Here is a 13,112-nt window from a genome sequence, read left to right on the forward strand (position 1 = left end):
GCCTACAACCAGGGCCTGTCGAACCGCCGTGCGCGCACCGTGGCTGACGCCCTGGTCGCTCAAGGCGTCAACGGCGGTGTGATCTCCCTGGACGGCAAGGGCGAGACCCAGCCGGCCAAGGCCACCGGCGACGGCGTGCGTGAGCCGCTGAACCGCCGCGCCACCGTCGACATCAACTTCTAAGGCTCAACGGGGCTGGTTCATTCCAGCCCCCGCGACCTGAGAAGCGTCGATACGATCAAGGACGGTCAGCCCATTCGGGCCGGCCGTCCTTTTTCTTTGCCCGCAAGTCGCCGTTGCTGGCGCCGGTCCGCATCGACGGCTATCTCCTGCAGGACGATTCCAAGAGGAGTGCATGATGCGCGTCGCCATGATCGGAACGGGCTATGTCGGCCTGGTGTCTGGGGCCTGTTTCGCCGACTTCGGCCATATGGTGGTCTGCGTCGACAAGGACGTCTCCAAGATCGATCGTCTGCACCAGAATATCATGCCCATCTATGAGCCGGGCCTGGACGAGTTGGTGGCGACGAATGTCAAGGGCGGGCGCCTGTCCTTCGCCACCGACGGCGCCGAAGCCATTCGTGCAGCCGACGCCGTCTTCATCGCCGTAGGCACCCCTTCGCGTCGCGGCGACGGCCATGCGGATCTGTCCTACGTCTATGCGGCGGCCGAGGAGATCGCGGATCTGATGGACGGCTTCACCGTCGTGGTGACCAAGTCCACCGTCCCTGTCGGCACCGGCGACGAGATCGAGCGTATCATTCGCGAGCGCCGCCCCGACGCTGATTTCGCCGTCGTTTCCAACCCCGAATTCCTGCGCGAAGGCGCCGCCATCGGCGACTTCAAGCGCCCTGACCGTGTCGTCGTGGGCACGACGGACGAACGCGCCCGCGCCGTCATGGCCGAGTTGTATCGACCGTTGAACCTGAACGAAACGCCGATCATGTTCACCGGTCGTCGCACGTCCGAACTGATCAAGTATGCGGCCAACGCCTTCCTGGCGATGAAGATCACCTTCATCAACGAGATCGCCGATCTGTGCGAGGCCGTCGGCGCCGACGTGCAGCAGGTCGCGCGCGGCATCGGTCTGGACAACCGCATCGGTTCGAAATTCCTGCATGCGGGGCCGGGCTATGGGGGGTCGTGCTTCCCGAAAGACACCCTGGCGCTGGTGCGCACGGCGACGGACGCCGGCTCGCCCGTGCGGCTGATCGAAACCACGGTGGCGATCAACGACGCGCGCAAGAAGGCCATGGCCGATCGCGTGGCCGAGGCGCTGGGGGGCGATCTGAAGGGCAAGACGGTGGCCCTGCTGGGGCTGACGTTCAAGCCGAACACGGACGACATGCGCGACGCCCCGTCGCTGGACGTGGCGCCGGCTTTGATCGCACGCGGCGCGACAGTTCAGGCGTTTGATCCCGAGGGCATGGAGGAAGCCGCCAGGCTTCTGGACGGAGTCAGCTTCAAGGACGGCCCCTATGACGCGGTCGAGGGCGCCGATGCGGCTGTGATCTTGACCGAGTGGAACCAGTTCCGCGCACTGGACCTGGACCGCGTGAAGCTGCTGCTCAAGCAGCCGATCCTGGTCGATCTGCGAAACGTCTATCGTCCGGATGACATGAGGGCGCGGGGGTTCCGCTACTTCTCCATCGGTCGCCCCGTGGATGCGGCGTAACTAGAGCAGCAGCAAACGGCCGGCGGTGATGACCACGGCGGCGACCACGACGGCCGACGCCGCTGCGATCCCGACCAGTTTCATCGCTCGGCCCAGGCCGTCGTCTTCCATCCGAATCTCCTGCGCGGACAGGAGGCCGACAGTCCGCCCCGCAAGGCAAGAGGGGTGGGGCGTAAAGCTGTGCTGTTTCTCGCCCGCAGTCGCCGGGCATTAAAAAAAAGGGGCGGCGCCGAACCGGCCGCCCCTTCTTCATGTTCTGGTTTCGTCGATCAGCCCGTGAAGGGGCGGATCAGGATTTCGACGCGGCGGTTCTGGGCCTTGCCTTCCGGGGTGGCGTTGGAGCCGATCGGCGCGCGGGCGCTCATGCCGGCGACATAGATGCGCTCGCGCATCACGCCGCGGTTGATCAGGTGCGAGGCGACCGAGGCGGCGCGGCGCTCCGACAGCGGCTGGTTGATGGCGTCGCCGCCCGAGGAATCGGTGTGGCCGATCACATCGACCATGGAGCGGTCGTACTGGCTGATCACGCGGGCCACGTCGTCCAGCACCGGCAGGAAGCGCGGGTCCAGGTCCGATTGGTTGGTGGCGAAGGTCACGTCCGACGGCATCCGTAGGACCAGGTTGTCGCCCTGACGGGCCACGCCGACGCCGGTGCCCGACAGTTCGGCTTCCAGGGCGCGCTGCTGGCCGTCCATGTACTGGCCGACGCCGGCGCCGGCCAGGGCGCCGATGCCCGCGCCGATCAGGGCGTTCTTGCGGCCCTGCTCGCCGCTGGAGGTGTTGGTCAGATAACCCAGCAGGGCGCCGCCCAGGGCGCCGGCGACGGCGCCGGTGCCGGTGTTGTTGCGGCGCGGCGTGGAGCTGTAGGGGTCGGTCGTGGTGCAGGCCGCGGCGCCCAGAAGGGCGGCGATGCTCAGGCCGGCGACGGCGATCTTGGCGCGCATGGAAAATCCTTTCGATAGCGACCTCTGGTCGCGTGAACGCTTGCCCCACAGTTAAGGTTTCAATGTGTATGGACCATGAACGTCGGCGGGCGTCGCCTGCCGTTGACCTCCAGAGCCTGTCCCCCCATCTGTAACAGCGGCCGGGCGCTTCGCCGATCACGGGGGGCGCCGGACGGCCGAGGTCGCTTCACTGCGAGGGCCCCATGACTGCACGCACCCTGCTGTTCGACAGCCCCTTCCTATTGGGCTTCGACCATACGCGCGCCCTGATCGACCGGGCGGCCAAGGCGGCGGCCGAGTCCTATCCGCCCTATAACGTCGAGCAACTCGGCGATGCGGCGGTGCGCATCACTCTGGCCGTGGCGGGCTTCACGCCCGAAGAGCTGTCGGTCACGGTCGAAGGGCGCCAACTGACCATCACCGGCAAGCGCGAGGACACCGGGCGCGACCCACAGGCCTTCCTGCATCGCGGCATCGCGGCGCGCGGCTTCGTCCGCAACTTCGTCCTGGCCGACGGGCTGGAGATCGCGGGCGCCCGGCTGGAGCACGGCCTGCTGCACGTCGAACTGGTCCGTCCGGAACAGGAACGCAGCGTGCGGCGCATTCCCATCACGACGGGCTGAACGCCCGTCGAACCGCCTGGCTTTCCAGGCGTTTAGTCAAGCGTAAGGAGGCGGTCTTATGACGCCCAACATGAATACGAAGGACTTCGCCGATTTCGGCGCCCCGGACCTGGTCTATGTCCGCGCGATCCGCGCCTCCGACGTGCTGGAGGACGCTCGGGTCGAGACGGCCGCCGATGTCGAGATCGACCCCGATCAGATCCTCTACGCCGTGCACGGCGCCGACGGCGAGCGTCTGGCCGTCATGCTGGACCGCGAGACCGCCTTCGCGGCCGCCGTGGCGCATGACCTGGAGCCGATGTCGGTCCATTAGGCGTCTTGAAAGCCGAATGAAGACGTAAGGAAGACCGCTCAGGCGGCGGTCTTCGACATATCCTTGACGAACAGGGCGCGGATAGCGTCCACGGTCCGCGCCTGGCGCAGTTGTTCGCGCAGTTCCGGCGAGCGCAGGGCGCGCGACACGGCAGCCAGCGCCCGCAGATGTTCGGCTCCGGCGTCCAGGGGGGCGAACAGGGCGAACAGCAGGTCCACCGGACGATCATCCAGCGATTCATAGGCTATCGGCGCGTCCAGGCGGACGAAGACCGCACAGACCTGATCCAGACCCTTGATGCGGGCGTGCGGTACGGCGACGCCCGAGCCCAGGCCGGTCGAGCCCAGAGCTTCGCGTTCCAGCAAGGCTTCCAACGTGCGGTCTGCGTCCATGCCGGTCGCGCCGGCAAAGGCTTCCGCCACGGCGTGCAGAGCCTGGCGCTTGGATGACGCGCCGCCTCGCAGGACAATCCCGTCCGGCGACAGCAAATCAGCGATGTCCATGACTACCCCGAAAACGGTACCCGACATGTGGGGAAGGGCGAGGGCCTTCTAGCGCCTTCGCCCCTCCAGAGGAAGTCTTTCAGCCGACTCGTTTGGCGGCGCCGTTCACCGTACGCTCGGGGTCGATCCAGCCGACGTTGCCGTCGGGCCGGCGATAGACCACGGCTAGGCCGCCATGCGCGGCGTTGCGGAACATCACCAGCGGATAGCCGGTCATGTCCAGTTCGGCCACGGCGCGACCGACCGTCAGGGTGCGGATCTCGGCCTGAGTCTCGGCGATCACCATGCCGACGGGCGGAGGCTCGTCGGGGCGGCCCGCGTCGCCGAATTCCTCATCCTCGACCGTGTCAGGGTCGCGGAAAATGGTCAGGGCGGCGACTTCGCGCGCAGCGTTTTCGGTCTTCTCGGGGGACAGGCCCTTGGGACCGGCGTGGTGATCCTTCAGGCGGCGCTTGTAGCGGCGCACGCGCTTCTCAAGCTTGTCCAGACTGTCGGCGAAGGCGGCCTGGGCGTCGCCGCCGAAGCCGGTCGTCACCAGCGACTGGCCCGAGGCCAGACGCACCCAGCAATCGACGCGGAAGCCGTGGCGATCCTTGGAGACCACGACCTCGGCATCCTGGGCGCCGCGGGCGAAATATTTGCCGATGCCCTCTTCGAGTTCCTGGGAGATGCGCGAGCCTAGCGCTTCGCCGACATCCACTTGCTTGCCGCTGACTTGAATCTGCATAGGCATAGAACGCGACGGACCGTGTTTGGTGTCAACGCCGATCACCGATTTGTGGTGACGCTTGGCGGTGGCGTGATCAGGCGCTCTTGAGCAGACGACGTCGCTGGATCGACGAGGGAATTTTCAAGGCTTCCCGGTACTTGGCGACCGTGCGTCGCGCGATGTCGATACCGGCCTCGTTCAGAATCTCCACGATGCGGTCGTCGCTCAGCACGTCGCCGTCGCCGGATTCGTCGTCGATCATCGTCTTGATTCTCTGGCGCACGGCTTCGGCCGAATGGGCCGCGCCGCCGTCGCTGGACTGGATGGCGGCGGTGAAGAAGAACTTCAGCTCGAACACCCCGCGCGGGGTGGAGACATATTTGTTCGAGGTCACGCGGCTGACCGTCGATTCATGCATCTCGATGGCCTCGGCCACCGTCTTCAGCGTCAGGGGGCGCAGGAACTCGACGCCGAAGGCCAGGAAGGCGTCCTGCTGACGCACGATCTCGGACGCCACCTTCATGATGGTGCGGGCGCGCTGGTCCAGCGACTTGACCAGCCAGCTGGCCTGGGCGGCGCAGTCGGCGACGAAGGTCTTCTCCGTGTCCGAGCGCGCGCCCGCCGCCACCACGGCGTGATAGCGCTTGTCGACCAGCAGGCGGGGCAGGGTGTCGGTATTCAGCTCGATCCGCCAGCCGCCCGCCGGGTCGGGACGCACATGGACGTCGGGCACGACCGTCTGGGCCGGTTCGCCGCCGAAGCCGGCGCCGGGGCGCGGCGTCAGGGCCTTCAGCTCGGCGATCATCTCGACCAGATCCTCGGCGTCGACGCCGCACACCTTGCGCAGGGCCGCCAGGTCGCGCCGCGCCAGCAGGTCCAGATGGTCCAGCAGGGCGCCCATGGCCGGGTCGAAGCGGTTGCGCTCGATCAGCTGCAGCTTCAGGCATTCGGGGATGGAGCGGGCCATGACGCCGGTCGGCTCGAAGCCGTGACAGACGGCCAGCACGGCCTCGATGCGGGCCTCGTCCACGCCCAGCCGTTCGGCGATCTCGCCCAGGTCGGCGCGCAGATAGCCGCCCTCGTCCGTGGCGTCGATCAGGGTCAGGGCGATGGCGTGGTCGGCGGGGTTGAAGCCGGCCGCCGAGGCCTGGGCCTGCAGATGCTCCCACAAGGTCTCGTCGCGCTGGTCGGGGCGCTCGCGCTCCTCGCCGTCGGCCAGACCGCCGCCCGAGCCGGCGCGGGACCAGTCGGTCAGGCCGGGCTGGTCGGTCGCCTGATCGCCCTGGCGGTCGCTGACGCGCTCGCCGGGGGCGGCGTCGCCGTACAGATCGTCGGCGCCGGCGTCCAGGCTCTGGGCGTGGGCGTCCGAGCCTTCGTCAAAGCGCATTTCGCCGTCGTCGCGGTCGGCGGGGGCGGCGTCATTGGCGGCCTCGGGCGCGGTGTCGGGGGCGGGCTCGCCCTCGTCCCGCTGCAGCAGCGGATTGCGCTCCAGCTCGCCCTCGACGAAGGCCTCGAGCTCAAGGTTCGACAGTTGCAGCAGCTTGATCGCCTGCTGCAGCTGGGGCGTGATGACCAGCCCCTGCCCCTGCCTGACCTCCAGCCTCTGACCGATCACGTCGTTTCCACCCCGCACGCAGGCGCTGTTGGCCCGCTTCTTGCTGGGATCATGGATCGGAAGCCGTTAACGCGAGGCGAACAGCCGCCGTGTCAGGCTGTCTGGGCGTCAGGCGTACATTTCGCCCAGGTAGACGCGGCGCACCTCGGCGTCGGCGACGGCCTCGTCGGCCGTGCCCTCGAACAGCAGCGAGCCGGACGAGATGATCGAGACGCGGTCGATGATGTCCAGCGTCTCGCGCACATTGTGGTCGGTGATCAGCACGCCGATGCCCTGGCTGGACAGATAGCGGATCACCTGGCGGATGTCGGCGATGGCCAGGGGGTCGATGCCCGCGAACGGCTCGTCCAGCAGCATGAAGCTGGGCCGCGCGGCCAGGGCGCGGGCGATCTCGACGCGGCGCCGCTCGCCGCCCGACAGGCCGGTGGCCGGGGCGTGCCGCAGATGGTCGATGCGCAGCTCTTCCAGCAGGCGGGTGGTTTCGTCCCGCACGCCGGCGGCGGTCTTCTCGCGCAGTTCGACCACGGCCTTGACGTTCTGCTCGACCGTCATGCCGCGGAAGATGGAGGCTTCCTGCGCCAGATAGCCCAGACCCATGCGCGCGCGCTGGTACATGGGCTGCTGGGTGATGTCCTCATTGTCCAGCCAGATCGAGCCGCTGTCGGCGGGGATCAGGCCGGTGATCATGTAGAAGCAGGTCGTCTTGCCCGCCCCGTTGGGGCCCAGCAGGCCGCAGACCTCGCCGCGCTGAACGTTCAGGGAGACGTCGCGCACCACCTGCCGCTGGCCGAAGCTGCGGGCGATGTGTTCGACGCGCAGACCCGTGGGCCGTGCGTCCTCGACCGCCGGCGTCGCCGTTTCGGCGGCCGGTTCGTCCCGGTTCAGTGCGGAAAGTTCCTTGCGCGCCACGCGGGGTCAGTTCCCTTGCGGATAGAAGACGCCCTGGACGCGGCCGTTGCCGCCCTCGATGCGCGCGGTCTCGGTGCGGACGTTATAGACGAGGCGGTTGCCGGTCAGAACGCTCTTGCCCTGGGTCAGGATGACGTCGCCGGTCACCACGACGTTGCCGTCGTTCAGCGTATAGACGGCGCGGTCGCCCTTCATGCTCTGATCGGGAGTGACGAAATAGACGCTTCCCGTCGCCTCGATCCGGTTCAGGTCGCCGTTGGCGGTGAAGCCGCGAATGGCGTCGGCCCGCAAGCGGTTTCCGCCCTGCGTCACCTCGGCCCGTCCGCGCAGCGAGAAGCCGTCAGGCGTATATTCGCCGCTGTCGGCGCCGTACTGGACCGGCTGTCGACTGGCGTCGGCGCGGTTGGCGGACGTGTTCTGGGCGCCCGAAACGGCGGGCAGGGCCAGGGCCGTCAGCAGGACGGCGCCTGCGATCGTCAGTTTGGACTTGGACATGTTCATCTGTCGGCTCCGGCGGGATTGATGGTCCCGCGCACCTTGTTTTCGCCCTGGCCGTTGAAGACGACCCGCTGGCCCTGATCATAGATCGCATAAGACGAAGCATCGATGCTTCCAAGGGGGCCGCGACCCTGCACGCCCTTGTCGCCGGTCACCACGCCGGTTTCGGTGTCGACCACGGCTTCGGGCGTGACCAGAGTCCAGCCCGAACCGCCGTCGGAAATCTTCACATTGGGGCCGATGACCACCTTGCGCTGGGTCTCGACATAGGTGCCGCCGTCGGCGGTCAGCTCGGTCGTCTTGCGCGCGCCCAGATTCAGCCGCAGCAGGGGGCCGACCAGGCGGAAATGACCGGTGGCCGGATCGCGCACCGCGCCCTGGGCGCCGATGACGAATGAGCGGCCTTGGGCGTCCTGGCCATGGAACATGGGGTTGTCCAGGCGGATTTCCCGGCTTTCGCTGGCCTTGCGTTCCACGCCGGACATGACGGTGCGGAACACGGTCCAGGTCAGGGCGCCCCCCGCCAGCATCAGGATGACGATGGGCAGGATGCGGCGGTAGAGCTTCACCTGACGCGAGCGCGTGCGCCAACGTTCGCCGGCGCGGGCGACGCGGGCCTCGTCGGCGCGCTTCTGCTCGTCCTGGGCGTGCTGATCGCTCATCCGCGTTTCGGGTCCGTCCTCAGGCGTGGGCGAAGATGTCGATCTCGTCCCAACCGGCCAGGTCGAGGCGTGAACGCACGGGGAGGAAGTCGAAGCAGGCCTGGGCCAGCTCCATGCGGCCCTCGCGGACCAACATTTCGTTCAGCCGGTTCTTGATGGCGTGCAGATACAGCACGTCAGAGGCGGCGTAATCCATCTGCGCCTGGCTCAGTTCCGCGGCGCCCCAGTCCGAGCTCTGCTGCGCCTTGGACATGTCGACCCCGGCCAGTTCGCGCGCCACGTCCTTCAGGCCGTGGCGGTCGGTATAGGTGCGCGCCAGCTTGGAGGCGATCTTGGTGCAATAGACCGGCCGCGTCTCGACCCCCAGGTGCAGTTCGAACATGCCGATGTCGAAGCGGCCGAAGTGGAAGATCTTCAGCACCTTCGGATCGGTCAGCACCCGCTTCAGGTTGGGGCAGTCGTAGGCCGGGCGGTTCAGGCGCACGACGTGGGCGTTCCCGTCGCCGGATGACAACTGCACCACGCACAGCGGATCGCGGCGGAAACGCAGGCCCATCGTCTCGGAATCGATCGCCACCTCAGGGCCCAGGTCGAGGCCGTCGGGCAGGTCGCCTTCGTGGAAATAAACCGTCATGCAGAAACTCGTCAGTCGTTCAGGCCGTAACATAGACGAACCGCGCGCTATCGCTAGGACGCAAGCTCGACCTTTGCTGTCACGACCGTCGCAAAAGGAAAGGGGAGGGCCGAAATGACAAACGGCGCCGCATCCGATCGGATACAGCGCCGTCTGAGAAATGGTGCCCAGGAGAGGACTCGAACCTCCACGGCCGTTAAGCCACTGGCACCTGAAGCCAGCGCGTCTACCAATTCCGCCACCTGGGCCCGGTGGGTCGCCCCGCCGAGGGCCGGACTAATAGGGGGGAGCCTCGGGGCGGTCAACAGGCTTTTTTCCGATTCCGGAAAAAACTGCACCGTTGACCAAAAGCTCCGAGAAATCCGCGCTCTATCAGGCCAGCCAGACCATCATCCGCGTATCGGCGCTTTCGCCCCGCGCGCGGCTGAAGGCCGAACGGGTCTCGCCGGTGTAGAGGAAGCCCGCCTTCTCCAGCACGCGGCCCGAGGCGGGGTTGTCGGCGAAGTGGCCGGCCATCAGGGCGCGGCGCTTCCAGCGCGTCGAGGCCCAGACCAGGGCGCCTTCCAGCGCCTCGGTCGCATAGCCCCGGCCCCAGAACTCCCGCCCGATCCAGTAGCCGGCCTCGGGCACGGCGTCGGTGTTCTGGAACATGCCGATGACGCCCACGGGACCGTGGTCCTCATGCTCGATCAGGAAGGTGTTGGCCTTCTTCGGATCCTGGGACGCCACCTGCAGGACGAAGTCCTCGGCGTCGTCGACGCGGAAGGGGTGGGGCATCCGCTGGGTCATGCGGGCGATGTCGTGGTCATTGGCCAGGGCCGCGATCCGCGTCACGTCCTGGGCGCCGGGGGCGCGCAGCAGCAGACGCCGCGTCTCGACGACGGGAGAGGTTTCGATCACGCACATGGTTCGGCCTCGATGTCTTCGGCGCCGCCTCCTTGGAGGGCTCGGGCGGCATTCGAGGCGGGGAAACGCAAACGGGGAGCCTGGTGATCCAGACTCCCCGCGGAAAATTTTCCCTTGGTCCGGATCGGCTGCTGTCGAGAGCAACGCGATCCGGGGAAATACTGTCCTGGCTTCGCGTTACTCGGCGGCCATCGCCTGGGCGTCGTCGTTGGCCGGGAGAATCGACACGTAACAACGGCCGCCACGTTTGGTGGTGAACTGCACCGCGCCGGTCACAGTGGCGAACAGGGTGTGGTCGCGGCCCAGGCCCACGTTGGCGCCCGGGTGGAACTTGGTGCCGCGCTGACGCACGAGGATGTTGCCGGCCAGCACGCGCTCGCCGCCGAACTTCTTCACGCCAAGGCGCTTCGACTCTGAGTCGCGACCGTTACGCGACGAACCGCCAGATTTCTTGTGAGCCATCTTGCTGCTCCTCTTCCTTGGTGCGCTACCGCCCGTTCGGGCTGCTTGAGCGCGCCATCTGTTCTGCTAGGCGCTGATCCAGCGCCGGTGAAAATCTTAGGCTTCGGCGCCTTCGGCGGCGTCAGCCTTGGCGGCCTTCTTGGCCGGAGCCTTCTTGTCCTTGGGGGCTTCGGCTTCGACAGCCTCGACGCGCGGAGCCAGGCCGCGAGCGCGGGCGTTGATCTCGGCCTTGGTCATCAGGTCGACCGTGCCGTCCCACTTGGCCTTCTCGCCGGCGCCTTCGATGCCGGTGATGCGCAGGACCGATTCCATCTGGCGATGGCCGTTCGTGCGGCGATAGCCCTGACGACGGATCTTCTTGAAGATCTTGATCTTCTCGCCCTTGCGGGTCTCGATCAGCGTGGCTGCGACAGCGGCGCCGTCGATCAGCGGAGCGCCGACCGTAACACCCTTGTCGCCGCCCAGCATGAGGACTTCACCGAAATTGACGGCAGCGCCAGCGTCGCCGTCGATCTTCTCGACAACAATCACATCGCCCGGTTGAACCCGGTACTGCTTTCCGCCGGTCTTGATCACCGCGTACATTTGGAAGCCTCAGCGTGAACGCAAAAATGGATGCGCCCGCCAGGAGACCCTGCGGGCGAAGAGCGGCGACATATACGGATGGTCACGGAAGAGTCAACGTGAAACGGACGCCTGCCGGGCCAAAACCCGTGCAAAACCGGTTCCTGGCGGACTCTGTGGCCCGATTGCACGGATGGCGCAAGCGGGCGCACGCACGCGAGAGCGCTATATATATGCAGGGCGCGGCGTGACGCCGCGCGTGAAGATTCTTCGTCGATTCTTCTCGACTGTTATAAGGTAACATTCTAAGGGGGCGGCCATGTCCTCTCCCGATCTCGCCGAGCCGGTGCTGCTGTCGCTTCTGGGCGGCGGCTTCGTCGCGGCCTTCCTGCACGCGGCCCTGCCGACCCACTGGCTGCCTTTCGTCCTGGTCGGCCGCGCCCAGCGCTGGAGCGTGGCGCGGGTGATGACCGCCGTGGTGACGGCCGGACTGGCGCATATCGTGTCGACGGCCCTCGTGGGCTCGCTGATCGTGGCGGCGGGACTGGCGCTGAACCGCTGGGTCGAGGGGTTGCTGCCGCACCTGTCGGCGGCGCTGCTGTTCCTGTTCGGCGCCTTCTACCTGGCCAGGGCCTCGCTGAAGCGTCCCGTCACGGCGGGCGGACCGGCGGCTGAACTGACCGAGCCCGCGGTGTCCGACAAGGCGGCCTTCTGGGGCCTGGTGCTGATGATGGCGGTGACGCCGGGCGAGGTGCTGCTGCCCATCTATCTGTCCTCGGCGACCGAGGGCGTCGGCGCCCTGGCCCTGCTGACCCTGACCTTCGCGGCGGGGACGGTGCTGGGCATGACCTTGCTGGCCGCCCTGGCGACGGCGGGCTACTCTATTCTCAGGCTGGAGCGGTGGGCGCGCTATGAAGGCGCCATCCTGGGCGGGGCGCTGATCCTGATCGGCTTCCTGGTGCTGACGCACCAGCACTGAGTTTCGATAGGTTATATATTTACATTCAAAGACTTATCTTCTGCGGGGCTTGACCTTCCCGCGCGGGAAGACCTAGCTGAGCGGACATGGCGCACGATCACGCACACGGCCATGACGGCCACGATCATCACGATCACTCCCACGCTCATGACCACGGTCATTCGCACGGCCATGGCCATTCCCATGGCTTCGGCGGGCACCACCATCATGGCCCGACCGACACGGGCGACTGGCGCTACGCCGTCGGCCTGATCGTCAACCTGGCCTTTGTCGTCGCCGAGTTCACGGCCGGCTTCATCGCCGATTCCACCGCCCTGATGGCCGATGCGGGGCACAATCTGTCCGACGTGCTGGGTCTGGCCATGGCGGGCGGGGCGGCCTGGCTAGCGCGGCGCGCGGCGGGGCCGAAGCGCACCTACGGCTATGGCAAGGCGACGGTGCTGGCGGCCCTGGGCAACGCCCTGCTGCTGATCTTCGCCTGTGGGGCCATCGCCTTCGAGGCGGTGCGTCGTCTGGCCGAGCCCGCGCCGGTGGCTTCGGGCGTCATCATCGTCGTGGCCGGGATCGGCTTCTTCATCAACCTGGGCACGGCCCTGCTGTTCATGAAGGATCAGCACAAGGATCTGAACGTGCGCGGGGCCTATCTGCACATGATGGCCGACGCCGCCGTGTCGCTGGGCGTGGTGATCGCGGGCGTCGTCATCCTGTTCACCGGCTGGTCGCTGATCGACGGGATCGTCAGCCTGATCATCGTCGCCGTCATCATGATCGGCACCTGGGGCCTGCTGAAGGATTCGGTGAATCTGGCTCTGGACGCCGCGCCCAACGGGCTGCACGTGGGCGAGATTCGCGCGGCCTTCCTGGCCCTGCCGGGGGTGACGGCGGTGCACGACCTGCACGTCTGGGGTCTGTCGACGACCGATGCGGCGCTGACCGCCCACATCGTCCACCAGCGCCCCGACGGCGACGCCCTGCTGGCCGAGGCGCAGAGCCTGGCGCGCGGCCGATTCGACATCAGCCACACGACACTGCAGCTGGAAACGGGCGTCCTGCCGGATTGTCCGACCTGCTGAGCGGTTTCGCCTCTTCCCAAGGCGGCCCTCAGCCGCCATCTAG

17 protein-coding genes and 1 tRNA gene are annotated in these 13,112 nt (G+C 67.2%); 6 read left to right on the forward strand and 12 right to left on the reverse strand.

Features of this window, described 5'->3' with window-relative positions; translation table 11 throughout:
* The coding region (locus tag AC3A3G_RS15800) for an OmpA family protein (RefSeq protein ID WP_487488684.1) at positions 1-183 on the forward strand (183 nt) is incomplete at its 5' end.
* 175 nt (positions 184-358) lie between these two features.
* Positions 359-1,675 carry a UDP-glucose dehydrogenase family protein gene (locus AC3A3G_RS15805; RefSeq protein ID WP_487488691.1) on the forward strand — a complete coding sequence of 439 codons (1,317 nt, stop codon included), beginning with the start codon at positions 359-361 and terminating at the stop codon, positions 1,673-1,675.
* Between the two features lie 269 nt (positions 1,676-1,944).
* Here AC3A3G_RS15805 and AC3A3G_RS15810 read toward each other — a convergent pair whose 3' ends face one another.
* Positions 1,945-2,619 (reverse strand): YiaD family glycine zipper/OmpA-like lipoprotein, encoded by a 675-nt coding sequence (locus tag AC3A3G_RS15810; RefSeq protein WP_200167963.1) that lies wholly within the window; start codon positions 2,617-2,619, stop codon positions 1,945-1,947.
* Between the two features lie 203 nt (positions 2,620-2,822).
* Here AC3A3G_RS15810 and AC3A3G_RS15815 point away from each other — a divergent pair, with 203 nt between their 5' ends.
* Positions 2,823-3,242, forward strand: a complete 420-nt coding sequence (locus tag AC3A3G_RS15815) for an Hsp20 family protein (protein WP_412878624.1) — start codon at positions 2,823-2,825, stop codon at positions 3,240-3,242.
* Between the two features lie 58 nt (positions 3,243-3,300).
* Complete coding sequence (locus tag AC3A3G_RS15820; protein WP_125901007.1) at positions 3,301-3,555, forward strand: DUF1150 family protein; 255 nt, start codon at positions 3,301-3,303, stop codon at positions 3,553-3,555.
* Between the two features lie 38 nt (positions 3,556-3,593).
* On the opposite strand, the gene ptsN is transcribed toward AC3A3G_RS15820, so the two are convergent.
* The 11 genes from ptsN to rplU form a co-directional block, all read right to left on the reverse strand.
* Positions 3,594-4,058 (reverse strand): PTS IIA-like nitrogen regulatory protein PtsN, encoded by a 465-nt coding sequence (ptsN, locus tag AC3A3G_RS15825; RefSeq protein WP_200167961.1) that lies wholly within the window; start codon positions 4,056-4,058, stop codon positions 3,594-3,596.
* A gap of 79 nt (positions 4,059-4,137) precedes the next feature.
* Complete coding sequence (gene hpf, locus AC3A3G_RS15830; RefSeq protein ID WP_125901009.1) at positions 4,138-4,785, reverse strand: ribosome hibernation-promoting factor, HPF/YfiA family; 648 nt, start codon at positions 4,783-4,785, stop codon at positions 4,138-4,140.
* Positions 4,786-4,861: 76 nt separating this feature from the next.
* Positions 4,862-6,382 carry an RNA polymerase factor sigma-54 gene (rpoN, locus tag AC3A3G_RS15835; RefSeq protein WP_487488685.1) on the reverse strand — a complete coding sequence of 507 codons (1,521 nt, stop codon included), beginning with the start codon at positions 6,380-6,382 and terminating at the stop codon, positions 4,862-4,864.
* 108 nt (positions 6,383-6,490) lie between these two features.
* Positions 6,491-7,291: an LPS export ABC transporter ATP-binding protein gene (gene lptB / locus AC3A3G_RS15840; protein ID WP_289648371.1), complete on the reverse strand. Its 801-nt coding sequence runs from the start codon at positions 7,289-7,291 to the stop codon at positions 6,491-6,493.
* 6 nt (positions 7,292-7,297) lie between these two features.
* Complete coding sequence (locus tag AC3A3G_RS15845; protein WP_200167957.1) at positions 7,298-7,792, reverse strand: LptA/OstA family protein; 495 nt, start codon at positions 7,790-7,792, stop codon at positions 7,298-7,300.
* Complete coding sequence (gene lptC / locus AC3A3G_RS15850) at positions 7,789-8,451, reverse strand: LPS export ABC transporter periplasmic protein LptC (protein WP_125901015.1); 663 nt, start codon at positions 8,449-8,451, stop codon at positions 7,789-7,791. The genes AC3A3G_RS15845 and lptC overlap by 4 nt, the downstream gene beginning before the upstream one ends.
* A gap of 19 nt (positions 8,452-8,470) precedes the next feature.
* Entirely contained in the window at positions 8,471-9,085 is a 615-nt protein-coding gene (locus AC3A3G_RS15855) for a ribonuclease D (protein WP_125901017.1), read from the reverse strand.
* Positions 9,086-9,246: 161 nt separating this feature from the next.
* Positions 9,247-9,333: transfer RNA gene (locus tag AC3A3G_RS15860), tRNA-Leu, on the reverse strand.
* A gap of 124 nt (positions 9,334-9,457) precedes the next feature.
* Positions 9,458-9,991 carry a GNAT family N-acetyltransferase gene (locus AC3A3G_RS15865; protein ID WP_200167955.1) on the reverse strand — a complete coding sequence of 178 codons (534 nt, stop codon included), beginning with the start codon at positions 9,989-9,991 and terminating at the stop codon, positions 9,458-9,460.
* A 177-nt stretch (positions 9,992-10,168) separates the two neighbouring features.
* Positions 10,169-10,453, reverse strand: a complete 285-nt coding sequence (rpmA, locus tag AC3A3G_RS15870; protein WP_125901019.1) for a 50S ribosomal protein L27 — start codon at positions 10,451-10,453, stop codon at positions 10,169-10,171.
* 96 nt (positions 10,454-10,549) lie between these two features.
* A complete protein-coding gene (gene rplU, locus AC3A3G_RS15875) occupies positions 10,550-11,038 on the reverse strand; it encodes a 50S ribosomal protein L21 (RefSeq protein WP_487488686.1) in 489 nt (162 codons plus the stop codon).
* A gap of 298 nt (positions 11,039-11,336) precedes the next feature.
* Here rplU and AC3A3G_RS15880 point away from each other — a divergent pair, with 298 nt between their 5' ends.
* Both AC3A3G_RS15880 and AC3A3G_RS15885 read left to right on the forward strand, forming a co-directional pair.
* Positions 11,337-11,996, forward strand: coding sequence for a hypothetical protein (locus tag AC3A3G_RS15880; protein WP_200167954.1), 660 nt, complete (start codon positions 11,337-11,339; stop codon positions 11,994-11,996).
* Between the two features lie 86 nt (positions 11,997-12,082).
* Positions 12,083-13,069, forward strand: coding sequence for a cation diffusion facilitator family transporter (locus tag AC3A3G_RS15885; protein WP_487488687.1), 987 nt, complete (start codon positions 12,083-12,085; stop codon positions 13,067-13,069).
* The last annotated feature ends 43 nt before the right edge of the window (positions 13,070-13,112 follow it).

The organism is Brevundimonas sp. Soil_N_31 (assembly GCF_057655995.1).